This window comes from Corynebacterium suedekumii, assembly GCF_030252185.1.
In the GTDB taxonomy this organism is placed as follows: domain Bacteria; phylum Actinomycetota; class Actinomycetes; order Mycobacteriales; family Mycobacteriaceae; genus Corynebacterium; species Corynebacterium suedekumii.
In genome coordinates this window covers 160262-182952 of sequence record NZ_CP126970.1, presented here as the reverse complement: position 1 = coordinate 182952, position 22691 = coordinate 160262, and the positions used below count along the sequence as shown (strand labels likewise).

Here is a 22691-nt window from a genome sequence, read left to right as displayed (position 1 = left end):
ATGTACCTGCCCGACGCCACCTGGCTCATCGTGTTCGCCGCCGTCATCGTCGGGCTCGTCGCCGCGTCCGTCGTGCGGCGCCGCCACAACCGGCCCGGGTTCCCGTGGTTCTGGGTCACCTTCCCCGTGACGGTGCTGGCCACCGCTGCCGCCCTCGCCGGCTACGCACCCGTGGAGTTCCACCCGACCATGTACCTGCCGCTCAGCGACGGGGAGGCCTACGACGCCACCTGGCTGACGGGCCTGCTCGCCGTCGTCGGCGCCGCCGCATCCACGTGGGCGTGGCGGCAGGGACGGTATTGACGTCAGCCTAGAGTGGTGCCCATGCTCCACGCCGTCTCCTTCGCGCTGCTCGATTCGCTCAACGTCCTCCTCATCGGGGTGATCGTCGCACTCGGCGTCATGCTGCCGCGGACCGCGCCCTACCGGCGCATCGCCACCCTGCTCGTGTTCGGCGACTGGCTCGGGGTGTTCCTGCTCTCGGTGGTCACCATGGTCGTCTTCGACGGCCTCGGCGACCTGGTCCAGCGGGCGCTGGAATCCCCCGTCTTCGGCATCCTCCTCATCGCCACGGGCGTGCTCTCCCTCGTGCTCACCCTCCGCGGCGGCGGCAAGGGGGACAATGCGCTCATCGGCCGGTTGCTCGGGCCTCTGCAAACCCCGTCGCTGAAGACCATCGGTGTCGGCTTCATTCTCGGCGTGGTCCAGTCCGCCACCTCCGTGCCCTTCTTCGCGGGCCTCGGATTCCTCTCCGCCGGCGACTATCCGGCCGTCGTCCGTTATGTCGGCCTCGTCGTCTACGCCAGCCTCGCGCTCAGCCTGCCTGCCATCTCCGCGATCTTCGTCGGCATGGTCCGCGCCTACCCGCACAGCCCCTTCGGCCGCGCCTTCGAGTGGATGCGCACCCGCCAGGAGCTCATGGTCAAGCTCGCCGGCTACATCGTCGCCGTGGTGCTCACCGTCATGGGTGTCGTGTCGTTGCTGTAGATCCGGGTCAGCGCAACGCAGAACCCCCGGCGCCTGTCTGTGCAGGTCACCGGGGGTGTATGGTGCGCCATCAGGGACTCGAACCCCGAACCCACTGATTAAGAGTCAGTTGCTCTACCAATTGAGCTAATGGCGCTGGTGTCATCCGTTCCGGTCCCGGTCGGGGCCGTGCTGGCAACGAAGAAAAATATAACAGCATGCGGCTTACGTAGTAAAATCGCCAGGTCAGCGTGCGTAAATGCCGGGAGAATCCGGAAGGGATGACCATCCGGGGGTGGGCGACGCGGGTGTGAGGTCGGCGATTGGTCTGTCCTCATGTCCTTCTCAGGCGTTATGGTGGGGCGAATTGGTCGAGTGGTTGTGCCGGGTTATGGAGTTTTGCGCGTTGAAGAAGAGTGTTTCCGCCGTGCGGCGGATGATGGCAGGGGCGACGGCGATGGTGCTCGGGGCGTGCATGCTCACGGCGTGCACGATCGAGCGGGAGGGGGAGGCGTCGGAAAGCGCCGACCACGCCGCCGAAGCGACGCAGGAGCAGGACCTGCCGCCGGAGCTGTCCGTCAAGGACGGCGCGGAGGATGTGAACCCGGCCGAGCCGGTGACGGTGACCTCGCAGGGTGAGGGGCTGTCCGAGGTGACCATGACCAACGAGAACGGCAAGGTCGTGGAGGCGGAGTTGTCCGCGGACAAGAAGTCGTGGGCGACCGCGGAGGTGCTCGGCTACAACCGCACCTACACACTCGAAGCGACAGACCGGAACGGGGAGACGTCGACGGCGACGTTCGCCACGTCCACCCCCGCGGCCACCGCCTCTGTGTACCTTTCGCCGGTCGAGGGCGCGGAGGTCGGTGTCGCACAGACCATCGCGTTCCGCTTCTCCTCGGTGATCACGGACCGCCAGGCCGCCCAGGACGCCATCACCATCACCACCGAACCGAAGGTCGAGGGTGCGTTCTTCTGGCTCAACAACTCCGAGGTCCGCTGGCGCCCGGCGGAGTACTGGGAGCCGGGCACGAAGGTCAGCGTCGAGGCCGACATCTACGGACAGGACCTGGGCGGCGGCGTCTACGGTGAGTCGGACAACGCGACGAACTTCACCATCGGCGACGAGGTGATCACCGTCGTCGACGACAACACCAAGACCATGACCGTGTCCCGCAACGGCGAGGTCCTGCGCAGTATCCCCGTCTCCCTCGGTGCGAACCGCTGGCCCACCCCCAACGGCACCTACATCATCGGCGACGAACACCAGTCGCTGGTCATGGACTCGACCACCTTCGGCCTGGCCTACGAGGACGGCGGCTACAAGACCGCCGTGGACTACGCCACCCAGATGTCCTACTCCGGCATCTACGTCCACGCCGCCCCCTGGTCGGTGGGGCAGCAGGGCTACTCCAACGTCTCCCACGGCTGCATCAACGTGACCACGGAGGCTGCCGCCTGGTTCCAGAACACCGTCAAGCGCGGCGACCCCGTCGTGGTGAAGAACACCATCGGCGGGACCCTGTCCGGCTATGACGGCCTGGGCGACTGGAACATCCCGTGGGAGACGTGGAAGGCCGGCAACGCCGACGAGACCAGCTCCTGGTAACCGCCCGCGTTACGGGGTGGGGGTGCCGCCGGTGACGGCGAGCGTCTCGCCCATGACGTAGGAGGCCTCGTCGGAGGCGAGGAACACGTACGCCCCGGCGAGCTCGGCGGGCTGACCGGCCCGGCCGACCGGTGCCTGCTGGCCGAACTCGGTGAGCTTGTCCATCGGCTGGCCGTAGCTCGGCTGCAGCGGGGTCCAGATCGGGCCCGGAGCGACGGCGTTGACCCGGATGCCCTTCGGGGTCAGCTGGGTGGCCAGCCCCTTGGACAGGTTGTTCATCGCGGCCTTGGTCATGGCGTAGTCCAGCAGCGTCGCCGAGGGCTCGTAGGCCTGGATGGAGCTGGTGAAGATGATCGCCGAACCCGGCTGCAGGTGCGGGATCGCCGCCTTGGTCACCCGGTAGGCGCTGTAGATGTTGGACTTCATGGTGGCGTCGAAATCCTCGTCGGGGATGTTCTCGATGCCGTCGTGCCAGATCTGGCGGCTGGCGTTGTTGACCAGGATGTCCAGCCCGCCGAACGCCTCGACGGTGTCGCGGACGATCTTCTCGCACTGCGCCAGCTCGCACAGGTCACCCGGCAGGGCGAGAGCCTTCTGGCCGGCGGCCTCGATGGCCTCGATGACGCGGTCGGCGTCCGCCTGCTCCTCGGGGAGGTAGGAGATGGCCACGTCCGCGCCCTCCCGGGCGTAGGCGACGGCGACGGCGGACCCGATGCCGGAGTCGCCGCCGGTGATCAGGGCCTTGCGCCCCTGGAGGCGGCCGTGGCCGACGTAGCTGTCCAGGCCGATGTCGGCCTTCGGCTCCATCTCCTTGTCCAGGCCGGGGTGGGGCTGGCGCTGCTCGGGTGGCTCGATGGTGGGGTAGAGGGAACGGGGGTCATGCATGGTGGTCCTCCTGTCACGCATTAGTCATGTCTGATGTGAGCGCCCAGAGTACCCATATCCTGGACGGCATGCGCCTCTCCGTTCTCGACCGGGCCAACGCCACCAGTACCGCCACCGGCACCGCCACCATCTCCTCCACCGCCGACGTCCTGCAGGGTGTGCTCGACCACGCCCGCCACGTCGAAGCCCTCGGCTTCGCAGGCTTCTTCGTCGCCGAACACCACGGCGTCCCCGGCATCCCCGGCACCCAGCCGGCGATGCTCGCCACCGCCGTCGGCGCGGCCACCAGCCGGATCCGGGTGGGCACCGCCGGGATCATGCTGCCGGCGCACCAACCGCTCATCGTCGCCGAGCAGATCACCACCCTCGAGGCCCTGTACCCCGGGCGTGTCGACGCCGGCATCGGCTCCTCCGTCGGCTTCACCGCCGCGGTCCGCGCGTCCCTGCGGCAGGGGGATGCGGCCGAGCTGAAGGCCCGCTACCCGGAGGACCTGCGGGAGATGCTCGGCCACCTGACCACGGACACCCCGGTGTGGCTGCTCGCCGGTTTCCGCTCCGTCCTGCTCGCCGCCGAACTCGGCCTCGGCGTCATCCTCGGCGGCCCCAACCAGGCGGACGCCGCCGACCTCTACCGGCGCAATTTCCGCCCCGGGCGTATCGACGCCCCGCAGGTCATCCACTCCCTCAACGTCGCCGTCGCCGACACGACGGACGCCGCCCGCGACCTCCTCCTGCCGGAGGCCTTTGCGCAGGCTCACGCCCGCACGACCGGCGTGTTCGAGGCGCTGCGCCCGGTCGATGAGCTGCCGACGCCCACGGAGAAGGAACGACGCCGGATGGCGGAGACCCTGGCGATGGCGGTGTGGGGGACCCCGCGGGACGTCGAGAAGCACCTGCGCGGACTGGGCGACGTGCTGGTCACCGGCGGGATGAGTGATCCCGCGGGGCGGGCGCGGTCGGAGGAGCTGCTGGCTGAGCTGGTGTGACCGGCCCCCGGCACACAGGAAACTCCCAAGTATAGGTATTACTATTGGTCGCGTACCTCATAGTCACCATATTTTTCAGGAGTTTTTCCATGACCACCACTGATTCCGGGCGCCTCGGCGCCCTCCGTTCCGCCGGCTTCACCGCCCTGCTCATCCGCGGCATCCTCGGTATCATCCTCGGCGTTCTGCTCCTCATCGCACCCCTGACCAGCGCCACCATCCTCGCCACGATGGTCGTCCTGTTCATCGGATTCTGGCTCATCCTCGACGGTCTCACCGCCTGCTCTTTCGCCTTCAAGGAGAAGAATCACGATGTCAGTGGCTGGGGGTGGACGCTCGCCGGTGGTATCGCCGCCGTCCTCATCGGTATCGGCGCGATCATCTACCCGCTGACAGCCGCGGTGGCCGGCACCCTCATCATCCTCTGGTTCCTCGTCGCCGGCCTGTTCATCCGGGGCGTCCTCGAGCTCGGTGACCGCCAGCTCGGGGGCTGGGGTATCGCGCTCGGCATCATCAACATCCTCGCCGCGATCGCCATCGCCGTCGCCCTGTGGACCAACCCGGCCGTCGCCCTCGGGGCGTTCATCTGGGTCGCCGCGATCTACGGCATCGTCTTCGGCATCGTCGCCGTGATCGCCGCCTTCAAGGTCCGCAACGCCTGACGCTTGCTAAGGTGACGGTCTCGTGACACGGGGTGCTGCCCGCCCATCGGAGCAGCTGAGAACACACCCGTCGAACCTGATCCAGTTAGCACTGGCGAAGGGAATGTCCGGACGCGGTCTTCGACCTCATCGCCGAGGGCACCCCGTTGCAGTCGGTGACCACTCCGGAGGAATTCGCCGACGCCATCCTGTTCTTCGCCTCCCCGTGGGCGCGATCCGTCACCGGCCAGAACCTGGTCGTCGACGGTGGCCTGGTCAAGGACTAGTCGGGCCGGATCCGGTCCCGCTTGCTGGCGTGGAACAGCTCCGGGTCAGGCGGGGGATCAGTGTGGACGCGGGCGGGCCGCCAGGTCGCCCGGGCCTGCTCCAGGTCCACGGCGGCCGCGGCGAGGAAGTCCGCGACCGCCTCGATCACCGGTGGTTCGCAGGTGGGACACGAGTTGACCTCGTAGACCACCAGTTCGCCGGTGGCCCGGTTCTCGCCAATGTCGATGCCGCCGATGAGCGTGCCCGCCGCCCGGGAGGCACGCGCCGCCAACTCGGACAGCTCCGGGGTGAGCGGGCAGGGGGCGAGGTGGCCGCCGGCGAGGATGTTGGTGATCCACTTCCCGGGCGGGGCGTAGCGGTACATGGCGAACACGGGGTGGTGGTTGACGGTGTAGACGCGGATGTCGCGGCCCGGATTGTCGATCCAGGGTACGACGTAGTAGCCCTCGTCCCGCTCCCGCAGCCGGGCGAGCAGGGCGGGGGCGTCGGCGGCGTCGGCAAGCTTCTCGACGCCGCGGCCCCCGTGCCCCACCAGCGGCTTCACCACGGCGGGGGCGTCGAGATCCTCGAGCCAGTCCTGCAGGGCGGTGTCGTCGCGCCCGGTGATGACGGGGTAGCGCAGCGCACCACCGTCGCTGAGCAGAGTGGAGTCGAGGAACTTGTTCTGCGCGCGGAACAGCGTCATCGCGTCGTTGATCACCGGCACCCCGAGCCGCGCGAACACGTCGAGGTAGGACATGCCCGGCACCAGGAGGTCATCGAGGACCCAGCCGACGACGAGGTCGGGGTGGAGCTCCAGGGGGCCGACGCTGAAGCTCACCTCGTCCGGGTCCATCCTGGTGACGATGTCATGTGGATGCACCCGGATGACCGACACCCCACGCGCGCGGAGTGCCGGGAAGAGGAGGTCATGGTCCTCCTCGTCCGTGTCATCGCCGAGAATGACGATGAGTGGACGGTCCGGTGTGAGCGGATCGTCGAGACGACTCAACATGAGCGCCATCTTATGTGTCGTCGGCGGGGCAGGTGGGGAGTTCGGTGCCGATACAGTGGTGGGCATGCGCGGATGGAATCTCAAGAACGCCTCGGCCGTGGTCATGGTCGCCGGCCTCGGCTTCGCTGCCTGGGACGCGCTGGGGCAGACCCCGCGGGTGGTCGGGGCAGCAGTGGCGATGATCGCCGCCCTCGTCCTCGTGTGGCGGGTGTCCAAGGGAACCCGGCGCCTCGAGTCCTTCCTCTCCGCGCTGGTCCCCTCGCTCGTCGCCGCCGGATTCATGACGATGTGGCTGTACCAGGCCTCCCCGGACACGCCGTCCCCGCAGAACGGGGCAGGTGGGATCGGTGAGACCACCGCGGTGGCGTCCGGTACCCTCCCCGCCCCGCCGGTGGCGAACCTGACGGACCTGCACGCCCAGTCCCTCGACATCGCCGACCAGCTGACCGACGGCGGTTCGGAGCGGGTGTTCCGCTCGCAGCTGAAGACGGACGTCAACGCCGGCGGCTCACTCATCGAGGTCGTCGAGGGGGACTCCGTCTACCGCGCCCGCCTGGAGACCTACCCCGAACGGGAATGGCAGTGGGAACAGCGCATCGATTCGCTGCAGAAGACCACCTTCAACGGCCACGAGGTGACCCTCGACTTCGCCACCACGATGGCGCAGCTCCGGGAGGATGCCGCGACGATCGGCATCAACGCCGCCTACGAGTCGGTGTGGATCGATCCGGGACACTCCAGCTTCCAGCCGCTGGAGTCCGCCAACCCCCGAAAACTGCCCGTGCTGCAGTTCAACTCCACGGTGGACGGTCGTGAGCTGCGTCCCCAGATCCTCGGCGACGGCACCCTGCCGGGCACGTTCTTCGACATCACCGACCAGTCGGCAGTTGTCGATGAGATCATCGCCGCCCTGCGCCTGGACAACCGGCCCACCACCGGCATCGATGTGCAGACCCTCACCGCCCGCACCCCGACGGCCCTGGAGCCGCGTCTCGACGACCGCCCGGTCTACGGTGGCGTCGAGTTCCGCGGCGCCGTCGGCGCCGAGACCCTGCAGGTCACCGTCGGCGTCGGCCAGTTCCCGACCGTCTTCTCCCGCACGCCCACCGAGGGCCTGGGATCAGTCCCGCTCGACAGCATCCCGGCGGACTCCCTGGACAGGTTCCTGCCGGACACCGATCAGCCCGTGGCCTGGCAGGTGCGCGCGGAACCGGGCGGAACGATCCTCCGCGTCATCGAGGCCCCCGGCGTCCCGGAGCAGCGGCACCGCCTCTAGGCGGGCCGTCAGGCCGAGGGCAGTTCCCCGCGCTGCACACGTTCGAGGCGGGCGACCGCCGGCAGTGAGGCCGGCAGCAGGCCAGCCTGCACCAGTGACCGGACCGTCTCCAGTGCCCGGCGGTAGTAGGTCTGCCGCTCATCCTCCGTCGCCGCGCCCTGCGCATGCCGGTAGAGCTTGAGCCCGGTCTCCGCCTCCGCCCGGTAGGTGGCCGAGAGGTTCGAGGTACCCGTGGAGCGGGCGTAGCGCTCCGCACCCGCCCACGCCATCCGCAGCTCATGGACCGAATCCACGTAGGCGTCGACCTGGGCGGGCGTGCCCTCGGACTCCGGTTCCGCCCGGGTGGCGGCGGCGAGGGCGTCGAAGTAGCGGTGCACCTCCGGGCGCGAGCGGTCCCACAGGCCGGGGAAACGCAGCAGCATCTCCGGGTCGAACTCCCACGCGGCGTAGGCGTCGAGCACCTCTCGGTGCTGTATGCGGGCCTGGTCGAGCGGGGAGATCTGCGGTTCGGCGGGCAGCTCTGACGGTGGCTGTTTCATCGTGGCCACGATGACGATGAGGCCGACGAGCGCGACACCCACGCCCGCGAGAAAGCCGACCGTGCCACCCAACGCCCAGGCGACGAGGGCGGCGAACCCCACCCACGGGACGGCGACTGCCATGCCGGCTGACGGTTTCATGGCTGTGAGGGTACCAGCGGGGGCGAGCCGATACCCGGGGCCGATACTGTTGTGCGCATGAGCGAGCGGCCCATGGACAGACACCACCGGCGTGCGGCCGTGGGCGGCGGCCTCGCCGTCGCCGGTGGGCTCGGCGCGGTGGCCTGGGAGGACAACGGCACCCGGGAAGTGCTGATCGGCGCCGGATTCGCCGTCCTCGGCGCCCTGCTCATCGTGTGGACGGTGAACAGACACTCCCGCCCCGTCGTCGCCGTTCTCAGCGCGCTGGTCCCGGCCCTGGTGCTGACGGTCGTCGTGTCGATGGCGATGCTCAACCCGGGCGCCTTCGACACCAACCGCGCGAACCGGATCATCGACAGCGGTACCCACCCCGCCAGCGTCGTCCACGACCTCGAGGCCCTCCAGGATCACGCCCTGGCGGTGGCGGACACCCTCGTCCCCGACGGATCGTCGAAGCTGATCGACATGACACTGACCACCGACGTGGCCACCACCGGCAGCAGTGTGTCCGTCTGGGACGACAACGGCGACGTGGTCACCGCCCGCCTGGAGGGGTACCCGGAGCGGCAGTGGACGTGGAAGAAGCGCCGGAGCTCGCTGGAGTCCCCCACCTTCGACGGACGCGACATCACTCTCTCCTACGCCCCGGTCCTGGCGGAACTCGAGGAACGGGCGCAGGGCATCGGCCTGCGGCCGGCGTTCGAGACCGTCTACATCGTCCCCGGTCACTCCGCCATGCAACCGCTGGCCTCCGCCAACCCCCGGGCCCTGCCGGTGCTGGAGTTCCGCTCCCACGTCGGCGGCCGTGACATCACCGCCCAGGCCCTCGCCGACGGCACCCTCCCGGACTCCTGGTTCGACCTCACCGATCCCGAGGCGTCCGCGCAGATGGTCCGGGACGCCCTGCTTCTCGACGACCGCACGTCCCCCGCCCGCCTGCAGACCCTCACCGCCCGCACCCCCGCCAAGCTCCACGAGTCCCCGTCCTTCGACGACCGTCCGCGCCACGGCGGAGTGGAGTTCCGGGGCACCGTCGGCGGGGAGCACCTGGCGGTGACCGTCGGCATCGGCCGCTTCCCGGAGATCCGCGAGCGCAACGAAGTCGACGGGCTGGGGTACCTGCCCCTCGACGAGATCCCGCCCGGCCTTGACCGCGTCTTCGAGCCGACCGATCTGCCCTTCACCTGGCAGCTGCGGGCAGAAAGGGACGGGCCCGTCTACCGGGTGATCAACGCCCCCGGAGCCGAGGAGACGTCGGCCCCGGCGGGCTGACCAGTTCGTCACGCTGCTCCGCTTCCAGCCGGCCGACCGCCGGCAGCGTCGCCGGGAGCAGCCCCGCCTGCACGAGGGCGCGGACCTTCTCCAGGGCCCGCCGGTAGTAGGTCTGCCGTTCCTCGGCGGTCACCGCTCCCTGCGCGTGGCGATACAGCTTGAGACCGGTGTCCGCCTCACTCCGGAACCGGGCGGAGAGATTCGTCGTGCCGGTTGAGCGTGCGTGGCGTTCAGCCCCGGCCCACGCCATCTGCAGCTCCTCCACCGCCGCCGCGTAGCGTCCGACCTGCGCATCGCTCGCCCGGCCCTCCGGCTCCGCGAGCGTGGCGGCGGACAGGGCGTCGAAAAAGCGGTGCACCTCCGGTTTCGACTGGTCCCACAGCCCGGGGAAACGCAGCAGCATCTCCGGGTTGAACTCCCACTCGGCGTACTTGTCGAGCACGGCGCGGTGCTCTCCCCGGGCCTGCGCGAGCACCTCGATCTCCGGAGCTTCCTCGGGGGAGTCCGGTTTCGGCGTCACCGGCACATGCGGGGCGATGCCGGTGACTGCACCGACGATGCCCACGACGTAACCGGGCAGCCCGCCGATGGTCCACGCCACCCACGCGGAAGCCGCGATCCAGGCGGCGACGATCGCGAGCGAGGCGGGCATCTTCATGAGGGGAGGGTACCAGCGACAGCCAGATAAGCTCCGAAGATTTCCAACTGAACTGGCGTCCAAGGTCAAAGTGGCTCTTCACGATTTAGAGTGCGTGATCCTGGCCTGCAGCTGGCCGGAGTGGATCAGTGACCGCAAGATGTAGTGGTCGAGGTTCCGGAACCCGAGTGCGATGCCGCGTAGGTGCTCAAGCCGTCCGTTGATGGCTTCGACCGGGCCGTTGGATGCACCGATGTCGAAGTACGCCAGGACATCCTCACGCCGGCGCCACAAGGTCCGTCCCAGCTGGGCAAGCTCCGTGAGACCTTCGGGTAGGCCCTTACGAATGCTGTTGATCACCCTGCTCATGAGCTTCTTGCCCTCCGATTTCTTCGGATGCCCGTACGCCTGGATCAGGTCCTGTGAGATCATCCAGGTGACTTCGAGTGCGACGTACTCATCGTCGGTGGCCCACAACAGGTCCAGCCGCCTGTTCTGCCGCTCGGTGAGGTAGTTCGTCCTGGTCAACAGGGTGCGTCGGTACTTGTATAATGGATCATCCTTACGCCCACGCCGCCCCGAGGTTTCACGTTGCAGGCGTTGCCGACAGCAGGTCGAGCTTGTCCGCGGCCAGGTGCACGACATGGAAGGGATCCATGACCTTTCTCGCCTGAGGCAGCGCCTGGTCCACTGCGGTGGCGTAGCCGGCAAAGCCATCCATGGTCACTACCTGCACTTGTCTCCTGAACTCAGGGCTGCGTTCCTGCAGCCAGGTTCGCAGGACCTCGGCACTGCGTCCCGGGCGCATGTCCAGCAACCGGGCAGGACCTGCCCCGGTGACCAGGGGTGTGAGGTCCACCAGGACCGTCACGAACGAGGAGGGCTGGCCGGGGCGGCGGGTGTGCTTCCACACATGCTCGTCGACCCCGAGGATGCGTACGCCGTCCAGGTGGGAGGGGTTGTCGTAGACAAGCTTGCGGCAGGCGTGGACAGCGACCTGGTTGACCAGCTCCCAGCCCACCCCGAGTGCTTTCGCCGTGGCGGACACACTCATGCGATCGACTGCCAGGCGCTGGAGGACCCAGCGGGTGACCCGGTGGGTCAGCTTCGCACCATCATCGGCACACGTCAGGGAGGCCTGGAAGATCTTCCTGCCGCAGGCTGGATAGCTGCAGGTGAACCTCGGGACACGGACATGAAGGCGGGTGGGGAACCCCACGACGAGAAGGTCGACCAGGGTCCGGACGATGTGGTCCCGTAGCTTTCCGGGATTTCCGCACTCGGGGCAGAGTCCGTCCACGGTCACAGGTGCGGCGTCGATGATGGTGAGGGTACCGGCGTCGGCGGCACCGGTGATGGTCAGGCCGATTTCCGCAGTACGGCAGATGGTGTCGGCCACGAGGTTGCCAGTAGTAGGCTGCACAGTAGGGTCCTGGTTCGGTCAGATGGAAGCTTCGCAACTCTCATCTTGTACCGGCCAAGACCCCTACATGTTGTGCCACCCCGAACTCCACCCTGGGCTCACCTACGCACTCCGAAACGCGAAGAGCCGCCTAAGCCCGATTTCTCCGCATATGGCCTGCCCAGTGCAAGTTAAAGGGTGGGGTAATGCACTTGAGGGGCCGCCGCGGTGTCCTTGCTGGTTTAGAAGACTCAACCGCCTTCTTGGGGTATGCGCGAATGAGACATACTGCACATCTCACTAAGCCTTGACTTTCAGCTTCGTGGGGCGGCTTGCTATATCCCTGTCCGTTGCTGCAAAGCCTTCTCAATGCTATTAGCGTCTTGCTTACCCCTGAATTTAATCAACAACGCAAGGAAGTGTTCCTCATCTACTAGCCGCATCAAATTGAGCGTTTGCACTACCGAGTGTTCCACTTCATTTCGCGAAAACACACCACCAGACTTGTTCAGATCGGAGTGGGAGAGTCCGTTAACGATCTTCGAAAGCGCGGGCGATAAGGAAAGTCTTTTTTCCGATAGAATTTTATCGATTCGAGAACCAAACTGCTCATCACCTGGTGCTCGAAACTCGGTAAACCCTTCGAGGACCTTACGACAGAAATTCCCTGTCCCCAGAGTGGGCAGTGCGCCGGCTTGTAAGTCCTCGAACGCTCGCAGCACCATATAGAACGAAAGCCAATAATCGTTGGTCAGTTTTATCGCTTCATCATCCCACTTACGGCAAAGGGTGGACTGTTTCCGACCGCTGAAGCTGTCTTTATAGACCTCGTAGAACACTGCTTTCGGGGGAACGACCTGGTCCTTTCGTTTAGTCTCAACAGCCCGTCCGCCAAGGCGAGATTGTAAGATTTTTAGGTATGTATGGCTGTGGGTGAAATAAAGAAGCGCAGCAGGTTTCGGGTTCTGAAAGTGGTTGGAGATGAATCTGTCAACTGCCAGCAATCGAGGCTCGTCCAGTTCCGACCCCAAATCATCGAAGATAATTACGCTGTATTTTAGCAACTGTTTTCGATTTTCTGCTAGAAACTCTGCGCAAAAATAGAGTAGCGAGACCAGCTTTTTCTCACCCTCTGACATTCCATCGGCTCTCTGATCGTGGCGGGTAATGCGGTATCCCTCGCCTAGACTTCCCTCCGACACGCGCAGGGTTTTTTCTCCCAGGACTAATCCCAAACTGTTATCGAGAAATTCCGCCGTATCAGCGGTAGTTGACACTTGTCGCTTGAGATCGTCGAGGTTGTCCTTCGCGGACTTCTCCGCTCTGATTGCCGCCACCGTCTCTCGCTCAGCTTCTTCAAGTGCTACTGCAGCGGAACTCCATCCAGATCCGTCCGTAGCGCAGCAATGCCTCTTCAACTGGTTAACTGCCAGCGCTTGATTTTGAGAGTGCTGCGCTATTTCCTCAGTCGCTTTGGAGTGACTCTCTTTGAGGGAACTGTACTTTCCTAGGAGCTTAGAAAAATTAATCTCCGGTTTCGCTCCATGAATTGGAAGTCGGGGATTCTTTGCCCGCTCTTCGAGTAAATCTTCCGAAGCCTTAAGTCCATCCAGTACAGGTCCTATTTCGAGCAGAGCTTCGGTCTTCTTCGGCTGCAAATCTGCGCCGTAAATTGACGAGGAGAGATCAGTCGCTTCTAACGCGTCCTTGAATTTTCGCAGCGTTAAAGAAACGCTTTTGCATTCTGCTAATTCGCTCTTGATTAATGAGGATGCTTCTTCCTCAGCCTGGCGGACCGCACTCTTGAGGGCCTCCATCCTCTCTGTCGTGACCGTTCCTGCGCAAAATTGGCAGGAATCTCCGGCTTCATGTACTTCTATACCTTCACGGACCCAGTCGTTGATGATTAAAACCATCGTTTGAGAAGCGGAAGGCTCCGCGGTTACTTCCTGCCATAGGTGATCGGTAAAGGACCATTCCCGCGGAGGACTTGGCAGCTGAGGAAGAAACCCAGGAGCTTGAGAGGCGGCAATGACAAGCTTCTCTTCGACTTTACTCTGACTCAAAACTGTGGAGTCTCCCTCTTCCAGTAACGCGCGAATTGCTGGCCGCTGAAATCGCTGTCCGCTCAAGCTGGGGCACTCCTTTTCAAGTGTCTTCCGGACGCCCTCGGCAACATTATTCACAATCGCCTTCTGGCGATCTGTAGCGGACTGCTTCAACAGCGTCTTTGCCTTCACGTCGCTTCTAGCCGCTTCCCACTCCGATTGGGCCTCTCGAATCTTTTCTTCAAGACCGCTCGCACCATCGTTCAGTTTGACAGTAGTGACGCCCTCCGCTGATCCGCCTTCGACGAAATCCCCAACCTTATCCTTCCGCCATTTATCGTCGAAGGCGAAGACATGAAGTGGTCCTTCCGCATCTAGCCGATCGTGCCTCAAAGTTGCGGCCTGATTGAGTACCTCACAAACTGTTGACTTTCCGGCACCATTGACTCCAAAAAAGACTGAATCTGTCAACAGCCGTACCCCAGCCAAAGCATTTTCTGCGACGTTCTTTACAGATTTATTGGCTTCAACTTCGATCATGTCAAGTCACCTTTTAAGATACTCAAGGGAAAGTTCTCTAAACCTTAGCTGCCTTGACTCGGCTCTGTCTATAACTCAGCTCGTGACGAATGGGCTACACCCCAGGGAGACGGTTGGCCGACAGGAATATCCCCTGTATCAATAAGCCCTATGAGGTCAATAACTCTGTTAGACATTGGAGGCGGGGATGGTCAGACTCGGCACGCTGCTCGACACCGTCGGCCGGCCCGAGGACCGGGTGGAGATCATCCGCAAGTCGAAGAAAACCACCCGGATCCGCCACTCCACCAACGACGGTCGCTCCTGGTCACCTACCGATCAGCTCGTGGCCACCGAGCTGATCCTTGACGACGGTGGCGCCCGCTTCGAACAGCACGCCCAGAATCCGGGGCATGCGACCTATCTCGGCCTGGCGGGGACGCCGCAGGCTCGGCTGAAGATCCAGCGGGTCTATGCGGTGATCACCAAGGCCCAGGCCTACCTCGGGGACGACTCGTGGTCTGGTGTCCAGGACTTTTCGACCAGGGACATCTGCTTCGACGGTGGTGCGAGCATCGGCTGGGCCATCCCCACCTGGCACCACCCCGCCGAGATCACCAACGAGCCCGACGGACAATCCTCGGAGCCTGCCGAAGACGTAGGGGAGAAGCAGCCACAGGGCGAGCCCGCGGTGGCGCCGACCACGACCCCCACCACGCAGCTCGCGGTCCCGACCCCTGCGGCACTGGTGTCGGCGCCGAAGGGGCAACGGTTTTCCTACCTGCGGGTCTCGAGCACGGACCAGAACCTTGCCCGCCAACGCGCCATGATCGGCGCAGTCGACAAGGAATTCATCGACGAGCTCTCCGCCCGCTCCAGAGCTAACCGGCCCGGCCTGGACAACTGCATCGACTACCTGCGCGACCACGACGAACTCTATGTCGCCTCCATCGACCGGCTCGCGCGCTCCCTGGTGGATCTGCGCGGCATCATCGACCAGATCACCGCCAAGGGCGCCTCGGTGCACTTTCTCAAGGAGAGCCTGACGTTCTCGAGGGACTCCACCGATCCGAGAGACACTCTCATGCTCAGCATCCTGGGATCGTTTGCTGAATTTGAACGCTCCATCATCCGCGAGCGTCAGGCCGAGGGGATTGCCCTGGCGAAGAAGGCGGGCAAGTACAAGGGACGCAAACGCGCCATCAGCCCCGAGGACCTGGAGAAAGCCCGCCAACGGGTGGCCGCCGGCGCATCCAAGGTCGCCATCGCCAAAGACCTCGGCGTTGGCAGAGCCACCCTCTACCGAGCGCTGGCCGAATAGGTCGATTCTGTGGCCTGCTGTCATGTGTTCGATGGTTTCCTCAGGAATGTCCGAGGTTCCTGATACTTTTTGATTAACAGCTTATATGCAGCGGAAACTCAGAAAGACATCACCATGATTCGAACCACCTTGATTGCAGCTACAGGTGTGAGTCTCGTTCTTGCCCTCACTGCCTGCAGTAATAGCGAGGACACCGCCACCGGAACTATCACACAGCAGCCCCCTGCCTCGGAGAAGGTCACCACTGAAGCGGCTGCTCCTCAAAACGGTGAAGTCGGTAATCCCATCAGTATCGCGACTCTTCCTGGCAATGACGTTACCCTCACGATTACCGAGATCACGGTGGGTGAGGAATGCCGTTACGGAACCAACGACTACGGCGGAGAGTCTGATCTGGAATTCGGCAAGCTGGCCCCAGGACAGCAGTATCTCCAGATTTGGGCGGATGTCGAGGTTACCGCTCTCGAGAATCCCCGGACCACTAACGACTGGATCATGCTCCGAGATCCAGACATCATCGATGCCGAGGGGTATACCCAGTCCGTGGAGATGTCGGTGGACTGCCGATCCTCAGATGAAGGGCACGAGTCTTGGTCTTCCACCGTTGATCTGGGCGACAAGATGCGTGTCTACGAAGCCTTCGTTATCCCGGGGGCAGTGCAGAAGGTCCGTGTTCATGACATCCCTTTTGAGGTCGAATAATAGAAGGGGTCTAGACCCTCTTATTTACCTGCTGTCTTCAAAAAAGCCCAGTACGGTGGAGGTTTACAGGAAGATAGTCGTCAACGCTGGCGCTTGGTGCAGGCTGAACAGCGCACCTGGCGGAAGCAAGCAGATGGAGAGCATCCGATGGTCAAAGCAGATGAAGCGATCTTAAGGAAAGTGCTGGAAGGGGAAAACCAGTACATGGTGCCCCTGTATCAGCGTCCCTACCAGTGGGATACCGAGCAGTGGCAGACCTTATGGGATGACGTGGTCGAGCTGGTCAAAGACCGCCGGGACAACCCGAAAACCAACCACTTCATCGGCTGGGTCTGGTGCAGGAACTGGTGACATCGAGCGTGGCTAGCCGAGAGGGCTGGCCTGGAAGGATGTCATCATGCCCAAGCCGTTCCCCAAGGAGTTCCGCGACGACGTGATCCGCGTGGCGGAGAATCGTGATCCGGAAGTGACGCTCGCGCAGATCGCGAAGGACTTCGGCGTCCATGTCGGAACTCTCGATAAGTGGATGCGGCAGGCCCGCATCGAGGCCGGCGAACAGCCGGGTGAGACGAAGCAGGAGTCCGTGGAGTTGCGTGATCTCCGTAAGCGCAATCGCCTCCTCGAGCAGGAGGTCGAGGTCCTGCGCCGCGCGACCGCGTATCTGTCTCAGGCTCATCTGCCGGGAAAATGATGTACCCGCTCGTTTCCGAGCTCGCCGCGGACGGGATTCCTGTCGTGGTGTCGTGTCGGGTATTGAAGCTCGCTCGTCAGCCGTACTACCGCTGGCTGAACAACCCCGTCACAAGGCGGGAGTTGGAGGAGGCGTATCGCGCGAACGCGCTGTTCAATGCTCACCGTGACGACCCGGAGTTCGGGTATCGGCTCCTCGCCGACGAAGCCCGCGACGAGGGCGAGCCGATGGCGGATCGGACGGCGTGGCGGATCGCATCGTTGAACGGCTGGTGGAGTGTGTTCGGGAAGAAGCGGAGCAAGAACGGCAAGAAGCCTGGCCCTGCTGTTCATGATGATCTCTGTGTCGTCATCGACGAGCGCGGCCGGGAGCGCCACCAGTTCGTCGCTTCCCGACCGAACCAGCTCTGGCTAACCGACATCACGGAACACAAAACGAGCGAAGGCCGACTTTATCTTTGCGCGGTCAAGGATGCGTTCAGCGGCCGGATCGTGGGCTACTCGATCGACTCGCGCATGAAGGCATCTCTCGCGGTTCGCGCTGTCCGCAACGCCGCCCGGATGCGCGGAAACGTGAACGGCTGCATCGTTCATTCGGACAGAGGGTCGCAGTTTCGAAGCAGGAAGCTGCGCCGCGAACTCGCTACCCATAATCTCGTCGGCTCGATGGGCAGGGTTGCTTCTTGCGGCGACAACGCGGCGATGGAATCGTTCTTCAGCCTGCTGCAGAAGAACGTCCTGAACCGGCGCTCCTGGGCCACCCGCGAACAGCTGCGCATCGCGATCGTGACCTGGATCGAGCGGACCTATCACCGGCGACGTCGACAGGTCCGCCTGGGCCGTTTGACGCCCATCGAGTTCGAGACCATCATGAACAACGACCTGGCCCTCGCGGCCTAACCAGAACTGTCACCAGTCCCTGCACCAGACCCGCTCGCTAGTGCTGGTGCCCGTGGACGCGGCACAAAGCGCGGTGAGTATCTCCCGCTTCCTCGTGGTTGACGGCCAGCAGCGACTGACCACCCTCACGCTGCTTCTAGCCGCTATCCGGGATTACCGCAACGCACATGAAAAACCGTATGCCGGCGAGCGGATCCATAACACCTACCTCACCAACCAGTATGAGGAAGGAGATCGCCATGTGAAATTGGTGCCCACCCAGCAGGACCGGGACGCCTACTTCGCGGTGATCAACCGCGATGCCCACAGCGGAGGTGACGACCAGGTCGGCGCAGCCTTCCGGTTCTTCCGCTCCCGGTTGGAAGAGTTCGACGACCCTGACGACCCCGAGGACATCGCCCACCTGGAAACTGCGGTCCTGATGGGATTGACAGTGGTATCCATCAGCACCCATCCGGAGGACAACGTCCACCGGATCTTCCAGTCCCTGAACAACACCGGACTCAAGCTCACCCAGGGTGATCTGATCCGCAACTTCATCTTCATGGGCCTGCCCACCCGCGGAGACAGCGTTCATAAGCGGTACTGGATGCCGATGCAGAACCTGCTTCCCACCAACGAGGCCCTCGAGCAGCTGTTCTGGCTGGATCTGCTGGCCACCAAACCCACCCTGAAGATCAACGACACGTTCAACGAGTACCAGAAGAAGCTGTCCAACCTGGGAACCGAGGATGACATCGAACACGAGGTCGCCCGTCTGGCCTCCCTGGCCGGCCAGTACGCGTTGATTCTCGACCCCGCGCGGGAGAAAGACCCGGGTGTCCGCTTCCGCTTGAAGCGGCTGAAAGCCTGGGATGCCTCGACCCCGCATGCCCTGATGCTGGAACTGCTGCGTCGCCGCGCACAGGGCAGTGTCAGCAACGAGGAACTTGAACGAGCACTGCATCTGATCGAGTCATACCTGGTCCGACGCCTTCTGATGGGGCAAAGCACTCAGGGACTCAACCGGATTTTCCCGCAGATCCTCAACCAGCTGGACGACCAGGAGCCGGTCGACCGGCAGATTCACCGCCTGTTGTCCACCGGGCGGCGCCACTTCGCCACCGACGAGCGCGTCCGAGCGGGTGTGGCTGAATCTCCATACTTCCTCAATGGCCGGCGCAGCCACCGCAGTATCGTGTTGCGGTGGCTGGAGGAGTCCTTCGGTTCGAAAGAACCGGTCGACACCGCGAAGCTGAGCATCGAGCACATCATGCCGCAGACGTTGAATGCAGAGTGGCGCGCTCATCTGGCTTCCGTCTACGGGGACGACCAGGTCGAAGAGATGCACAACGCAACCGTGCACACGCTGGGTAATCTCACGCTGACCGGGTACAACAGCGAGATGGGCAACAAGTCGTTCGATCTGAAAAAGGACGCGTACCTGAAGTCCGGTCTCGCGCTGAGCCGAACCCTCGAGGATTTCCAGACGTGGGGTCCCGATGAGATCCGGGAGCGGGCCCGTCTGCTGGCGGATCAGATCATCGACACCTGGCCGGGCCCCATCGACGTCGGGGTGGCAGATACTGATCTGTCGCCGCTGTGGAGCAAGGTCAGGTCGATTGTGGCGACTATTCCCGCTGGTCACTGGGCAAGCTACGGGGATGTCGCCGCTGCCGCGGGAACCAACGCCCAATCAGTTGGCAATCACCTTGCCGAGCACGAGGTCCTCAATGCCCACCGGGTGCTACGAGGTGACGGGGCTGTGGCGGAGAACTTCCGTTGGTTGGATCCCCGCGAGACCCGAACCGCACGAGAAGTCCTCACCGACGAAGGGCTGGAGTTCACCTCGGCAGGTAAAGCTGATCCCGAGGCCCGGGTACCGCTGGAAAAACTCCTGATCCTAGTGGAGGTAGACGACGAACCGGCAATGTTTTGACAGGGTTAGCGGCCCTTCCCCTGCGAATGGGGTGGTGGAAAACTCGCGGTTTGGGCCAAATCAACAGAATTTCGGCCTATCGTTTGCTGCACGATTACCAATAGTTGGTAAGCAGAAATTCCTGTTTAAACACCGTCGAATCAACTGTTATAACAGCACCTGATAAGCTTGTTTTCGGAATTATCCTCTTAAAATGCGAAGGAATTAACTGTGGAGTCATCTAGAACCCGTACATGCTCTTGGTGTGGAGAATCGGGACACGACAAGCGTTCTTGTGAAGTTTCCTCTAACGCAGGTCAGTGCAGCGTGTGTGGCTACCACGGGCATGACAAAAGGAACTGCCCACGAGGATAGGCGATCTTCTCAAACACCTCACGACGATGTTCTCCTATTGTCAGCTTAACCGGCTCTTCGCGTTTCGGAGTGCGTAGCTGACCATGGGGTGGGGTTCGGGGTGGCACAACATATAGGGGTCCTGGGGGCCGTCCCCTGTTTGGTGGACACGCTGACCCTGGCCCAGAATGGGCCGGAGAATGCGAGAGACCACCATGCCGAAGAACACCTACACCGATGAGTTCAAAGCCGACGCGGTCCGGCTCTACGAGGACACCAAGGGCGCTTCTTTTTCCTCAATCGCCGTGGACCTCGGCATCAGCCGGGCGACGTTGAAGAACTGGGTCTACGCCGCCCGCAGGGCCGCGGCGTCCAGCCCAGCCGCACCGCCGCGGACCCCACCGACGAGCTGCTGCGCCTGCGCAAAGAAGTCCAGCACCTGCGCTCGGAGACCCAGAAGCTTTCCACCGAGCGCGATATCCTGCGCAAGGCCGCGAAGTATTTCGCGGGAGAGACGACCTGGTGATCCGCTTCCAGTTCGTTGACGACTACGCCACCACCTACTCGGTGAAGCGGTTGTGTCATGTCCTTAATCTGAACCGGTCAAGCTTTTACAAGTGGCGGGACGGCAAGCCTGCCCGCAGGCAGCGCCAGCACGCCGATGAGGTGCTGGTGGCCCAGATGCGGGACTACCACGAGGAGTTCGACGCCACGATCGGAGTGCGCCGCATGACCGCCGAAATCAACGACACCGCGCCCACGCCGGTCAACCACAAACGCATCGAACGTCTCATGCGCCAGCACCAGATCGCCGGGGTGAACCTGCGCAAGAAGAGACGCACCACCATCCCGGACCAGGACGCGAGGGTCTTCGACGACCTCGTCGGCCGAGACTTCACCGCCGAGGACTGCAACCAGCTCTATATCGGCGACATCACCTACTTGCCCTGCGGGAAAGGAGGAATTCATGTGCCTGGCCACGGTCATCGACGTCTGTTCCAGGCGTCTGGTCGGCTACTCGCTTGCGGACCACATGCGTACCAGTCTCGTCCAGGACGCGATTGAGGACGCGGCACGCACGAGAGGCTCCCTGGACGGGGCAATATTTCACTCGGACCACGGCAGCGTCGGCGGATTCAACTGGTCGTCGCAACACCCCTTTTGATGGAGGTGTTCAGCTGTGGCGACGAAGGATTGGATCGCGAGGACGAGCGATGTGGACGAGGGTGCGCGGCGGCAGTGGCGTGCGGATCGGGCGTTGCGGCCCCCGATGCGGTCGCCCGGTCGTCCGGAACCCTCGCGGGAGGTGCAGCGTGAGTTCTGGCGCTTGATCGCGACGGGCATCACCTCGGCGGAGGCAGCGCTCAAAGTAGGAGTGTCCGTGCCGGTGGGTACGCGCTGGTTTCGGCATGCTGGGGGCATGCCACCACTGAGCCTGAACGAGCCCTCGGGTAGGTACCTGTCGTTCGAAGAGCTCGAGGAGATCGCGATCCTGCGGGCCACGGGCTTGGGAGTGCGGCAGATCGCCCGTGAGCTGGGGCGTGACCCGGGGACTAACTCGCGGGAACTGCGGCGCAACGCTGCAACCCGCAGCGGGAAACAAGAGTATCGGGCGGTGGTGGCACAGTGGAAAGCGCAACAGGCCGCGAAGCGCCCGAAAACTGCGAAACTCGTCTCTCACGTGGTGCTGCGTGAGTATGTGCAGGAGCGACTCTCCGGCAACATTCGCCGTTCTGACGGATCCGTGGTTGATGGGCCGACACCGGTGCCGTGGAAAGGGTTGAACAAGCCGCATCGGGCGGATCGTCGCTGGTCGCTTGCCTGGAGTCCCGAGCAGATCTCTCACCGGTTGACCATCGATTTCCCCGATGATGAATCCATGCGCATCAGCCCGGAGGCGATCTACCAGTCACTGTTCATCGAGGGTCGTGGCGGCCTGAAACGTGAGTTGGTCACCTGCTTGCGTCCTGGGCGGGCGCTGCGCCGACCCCGGGAACGGTCACGGAATACACCCCAGGGTCACGTCACCGCGGACGTCGTGTTGTCCGAACGGCCCGCCGAGGCCGCCGATCGGGCGGTTCCCGGACACTGGGAGGGTGATCTGATCATCGGTACGGGCCGGTCGGCGATCGGGACGCTCGTGGAACGCTCGAGCCGTTCCACTATGTTGGTGCATCTGCCCCGCCTGACGGGATGGGGCGAGCAACCTGTCGTGAAGAACGGCCCCGCGTTGGGCGGCTACGGTGCTGGTGCGATGAACGCTGCGCTGAGCACGTCTCTCACAGCGCTGCCTGTTCAGTTACGCAAGACTCTCACCTGGGATCGTGGGAAAGAGCTCTCCGGACATGCGCAGGTCACGCTTGACACCGGAACCAAGGTCTTCTTCGCTGATCCACACTCGCCCTGGCAACGGCCCACGAACGAGAACACGAACGGGCTGCTACGTCAGTACTTCCCGAAAGGCACCGACCTCTCCCGCTGGTCGGCTGAGGACCTCGAAGCCGTCGCCATCGCGCTCAACAACAGGCCCCGAAAAATCCTCAACTGGAAGACCCCGGCCGAGGTATTCGCCGAGCAGCTACAGTTACTCCAACAACCCGGTGTTGCAACGACCGGTTGAACCC

General features: G+C 63.8%; 20 protein-coding genes, 1 tRNA gene, 3 pseudogenes and 1 riboswitch. Of the genes and pseudogenes, 17 read left to right on the top strand and 7 right to left on the bottom strand.

Features of this window, described 5'->3' with window-relative positions:
• Positions 1-303 carry a hypothetical protein gene (locus tag QP029_RS00900; protein WP_284875049.1) on the top strand — a complete coding sequence of 101 codons (303 nt, stop codon included), beginning with the start codon at positions 1-3 and terminating at the stop codon, positions 301-303.
• A 21-nt stretch (positions 304-324) separates the two neighbouring features.
• The gene (locus QP029_RS00895) at positions 325-987 is read left to right on the top strand and encodes a hypothetical protein (RefSeq protein ID WP_284875048.1); all 663 of its coding nucleotides are present in this window, start codon (positions 325-327) and stop codon (positions 985-987) included.
• Between the two features lie 60 nt (positions 988-1047).
• Here the strand turns inward: QP029_RS00895 and QP029_RS00890 are convergent.
• Positions 1048-1123: transfer RNA gene (locus QP029_RS00890), tRNA-Lys, on the bottom strand.
• 279 nt (positions 1124-1402) lie between these two features.
• Here QP029_RS00890 and QP029_RS00885 point away from each other — a divergent pair.
• Complete coding sequence (locus tag QP029_RS00885) at positions 1403-2575, top strand: L,D-transpeptidase (protein ID WP_284876107.1); 1173 nt, start codon at positions 1403-1405, stop codon at positions 2573-2575.
• A gap of 9 nt (positions 2576-2584) precedes the next feature.
• Here the strand turns inward: QP029_RS00885 and QP029_RS00880 are convergent, their stop codons facing one another.
• Positions 2585-3460, bottom strand: coding sequence for an SDR family oxidoreductase (locus tag QP029_RS00880; RefSeq protein WP_284875047.1), 876 nt, complete (start codon positions 3458-3460; stop codon positions 2585-2587).
• Positions 3461-3528: 68 nt separating this feature from the next.
• On the opposite strand from QP029_RS00880, the gene QP029_RS00875 reads away from it, so the two are divergent.
• The 3 genes and pseudogenes from QP029_RS00875 to QP029_RS00865 all read left to right on the top strand — a co-directional run.
• Entirely contained in the window at positions 3529-4446 is a 918-nt protein-coding gene (locus QP029_RS00875; protein WP_284875046.1) for an MsnO8 family LLM class oxidoreductase, read from the top strand.
• An 89-nt stretch (positions 4447-4535) separates the two neighbouring features.
• Positions 4536-5108, top strand: coding sequence for a DUF308 domain-containing protein (locus QP029_RS00870; protein WP_284875045.1), 573 nt, complete (start codon positions 4536-4538; stop codon positions 5106-5108).
• Positions 5109-5126: 18 nt separating this feature from the next.
• A riboswitch (TPP riboswitch) is annotated at positions 5127-5229 on the top strand.
• A pseudogene (locus QP029_RS00865) lies at positions 5216-5374 on the top strand (SDR family oxidoreductase); the annotation flags it as partial. (Overlaps the previous riboswitch by 14 nt.)
• Here QP029_RS00865 and QP029_RS00860 read toward each other — a convergent pair.
• On the bottom strand, positions 5371-6369 hold the full coding sequence (locus tag QP029_RS00860; protein ID WP_284875044.1) for an ATP-grasp domain-containing protein: 999 nt from the start codon (positions 6367-6369) through the stop codon (positions 5371-5373). The pseudogene QP029_RS00865 and the gene QP029_RS00860 overlap by 4 nt on opposite strands.
• Before the next feature lie 64 nt (positions 6370-6433).
• Between QP029_RS00860 and QP029_RS00855 the strand changes: the two genes are divergently transcribed.
• Complete coding sequence (locus QP029_RS00855; protein WP_284875043.1) at positions 6434-7645, top strand: hypothetical protein; 1212 nt, start codon at positions 6434-6436, stop codon at positions 7643-7645.
• An 8-nt stretch (positions 7646-7653) separates the two neighbouring features.
• On the opposite strand, the gene QP029_RS00850 is transcribed toward QP029_RS00855, so the two are convergent.
• Complete coding sequence (locus QP029_RS00850; protein WP_284875042.1) at positions 7654-8325, bottom strand: hypothetical protein; 672 nt, start codon at positions 8323-8325, stop codon at positions 7654-7656.
• Positions 8326-8382: 57 nt separating this feature from the next.
• On the opposite strand from QP029_RS00850, the gene QP029_RS00845 reads away from it, so the two are divergent.
• Complete coding sequence (locus tag QP029_RS00845; protein WP_284875041.1) at positions 8383-9597, top strand: hypothetical protein; 1215 nt, start codon at positions 8383-8385, stop codon at positions 9595-9597.
• On the opposite strand, the gene QP029_RS00840 is transcribed toward QP029_RS00845, so the two are convergent.
• From QP029_RS00840 to QP029_RS00830, 3 genes and pseudogenes are all read right to left on the bottom strand, one after another.
• Positions 9554-10255 carry a hypothetical protein gene (locus QP029_RS00840; protein WP_284875040.1) on the bottom strand — a complete coding sequence of 234 codons (702 nt, stop codon included), beginning with the start codon at positions 10253-10255 and terminating at the stop codon, positions 9554-9556. The two genes, QP029_RS00845 and QP029_RS00840, sit on opposite strands and share 44 nt — an antisense overlap.
• A gap of 78 nt (positions 10256-10333) precedes the next feature.
• Positions 10334-11657, bottom strand: a pseudogene (locus tag QP029_RS00835) (ISL3 family transposase).
• A 314-nt stretch (positions 11658-11971) separates the two neighbouring features.
• On the bottom strand, positions 11972-14224 hold the full coding sequence (locus tag QP029_RS00830; protein WP_284875039.1) for an AAA family ATPase: 2253 nt from the start codon (positions 14222-14224) through the stop codon (positions 11972-11974).
• 187 nt (positions 14225-14411) lie between these two features.
• On the opposite strand from QP029_RS00830, the gene QP029_RS00825 reads away from it, so the two are divergent.
• From QP029_RS00825 to QP029_RS00795, 9 genes and pseudogenes are all read left to right on the top strand, one after another.
• On the top strand, positions 14412-15524 hold the full coding sequence (locus tag QP029_RS00825; protein WP_284875038.1) for a recombinase family protein: 1113 nt from the start codon (positions 14412-14414) through the stop codon (positions 15522-15524).
• 114 nt (positions 15525-15638) lie between these two features.
• Entirely contained in the window at positions 15639-16226 is a 588-nt protein-coding gene (locus QP029_RS00820) for a hypothetical protein (protein WP_284875037.1), read from the top strand.
• 96 nt (positions 16227-16322) lie between these two features.
• Positions 16323-16577 (top strand): DUF262 domain-containing protein, encoded by a 255-nt coding sequence (locus QP029_RS00815; RefSeq protein ID WP_284875036.1) that lies wholly within the window; start codon positions 16323-16325, stop codon positions 16575-16577.
• Positions 16578-16623: 46 nt separating this feature from the next.
• Positions 16624-17816 (top strand): IS3 family transposase gene (locus QP029_RS00810; protein WP_284873832.1). Its coding sequence is split into 2 segments (ribosomal slippage): positions 16624-16908 and positions 16911-17816, totalling 1191 coding nucleotides; the frame shifts between segments, so codons are not numbered across the junction.
• A gap of 40 nt (positions 17817-17856) precedes the next feature.
• Complete coding sequence (locus QP029_RS00805; RefSeq protein ID WP_284875035.1) at positions 17857-19734, top strand: GmrSD restriction endonuclease domain-containing protein; 1878 nt, start codon at positions 17857-17859, stop codon at positions 19732-19734.
• 521 nt (positions 19735-20255) lie between these two features.
• A pseudogene (locus tag QP029_RS14235) lies at positions 20256-20393 on the top strand (transposase); the annotation flags it as partial.
• A 196-nt stretch (positions 20394-20589) separates the two neighbouring features.
• A complete protein-coding gene (locus QP029_RS00800; RefSeq protein WP_284875034.1) occupies positions 20590-21132 on the top strand; it encodes an IS3 family transposase in 543 nt (180 codons plus the stop codon).
• Entirely contained in the window at positions 21041-21232 is a 192-nt protein-coding gene (locus QP029_RS14230) for a DDE-type integrase/transposase/recombinase (RefSeq protein ID WP_432418741.1), read from the top strand. The genes QP029_RS00800 and QP029_RS14230 overlap by 92 nt, the downstream gene beginning before the upstream one ends.
• 105 nt (positions 21233-21337) lie before the next feature.
• Entirely contained in the window at positions 21338-22687 is a 1350-nt protein-coding gene (locus QP029_RS00795; RefSeq protein WP_432418740.1) for an IS30 family transposase, read from the top strand.
• Positions 22688-22691 lie beyond the last annotated feature (4 nt).

Excerpts from the sequence above, each read along its gene's own strand:
- QP029_RS00900 (WP_284875049.1), top strand. The coding sequence starts at position 1 with ATGTACCTGCCCGACGCCACCTGGCTCATCGTGTTCGCCGCCGTCATC.
- QP029_RS00895 (WP_284875048.1), top strand. The coding sequence starts at position 325 with ATGCTCCACGCCGTCTCCTTCGCGCTGCTCGATTCGCTCAACGTCCTC.
- QP029_RS00820 (WP_284875037.1), top strand. The coding sequence starts at position 15,639 with ATGATTCGAACCACCTTGATTGCAGCTACAGGTGTGAGTCTCGTTCTT.
- QP029_RS00875 (WP_284875046.1), top strand. The coding sequence starts at position 3,529 with ATGCGCCTCTCCGTTCTCGACCGGGCCAACGCCACCAGTACCGCCACC.
- QP029_RS00830 (WP_284875039.1), bottom strand. The coding sequence starts at position 14,224 with ATGATCGAAGTTGAAGCCAATAAATCTGTAAAGAACGTCGCAGAAAAT.
- QP029_RS00845 (WP_284875041.1), top strand. The coding sequence starts at position 8,383 with ATGAGCGAGCGGCCCATGGACAGACACCACCGGCGTGCGGCCGTGGGC.
- QP029_RS00840 (WP_284875040.1), bottom strand. The coding sequence starts at position 10,255 with ATGAAGATGCCCGCCTCGCTCGCGATCGTCGCCGCCTGGATCGCGGCT.
- QP029_RS00870 (WP_284875045.1), top strand. The coding sequence starts at position 4,536 with ATGACCACCACTGATTCCGGGCGCCTCGGCGCCCTCCGTTCCGCCGGC.
- QP029_RS00885 (WP_284876107.1), top strand. The coding sequence starts at position 1,403 with ATGATGGCAGGGGCGACGGCGATGGTGCTCGGGGCGTGCATGCTCACG.
- QP029_RS00850 (WP_284875042.1), bottom strand. The coding sequence starts at position 8,325 with ATGAAACCGTCAGCCGGCATGGCAGTCGCCGTCCCGTGGGTGGGGTTC.
- QP029_RS00795 (WP_432418740.1), top strand. The coding sequence starts at position 21,338 with ATGCGGTCGCCCGGTCGTCCGGAACCCTCGCGGGAGGTGCAGCGTGAG.
- QP029_RS00860 (WP_284875044.1), bottom strand. The coding sequence starts at position 6,369 with ATGTTGAGTCGTCTCGACGATCCGCTCACACCGGACCGTCCACTCATC.
- QP029_RS00880 (WP_284875047.1), bottom strand. The coding sequence starts at position 3,460 with ATGCATGACCCCCGTTCCCTCTACCCCACCATCGAGCCACCCGAGCAG.
- QP029_RS00855 (WP_284875043.1), top strand. The coding sequence starts at position 6,434 with ATGCGCGGATGGAATCTCAAGAACGCCTCGGCCGTGGTCATGGTCGCC.
- QP029_RS00825 (WP_284875038.1), top strand. The coding sequence starts at position 14,412 with ATGGTCAGACTCGGCACGCTGCTCGACACCGTCGGCCGGCCCGAGGAC.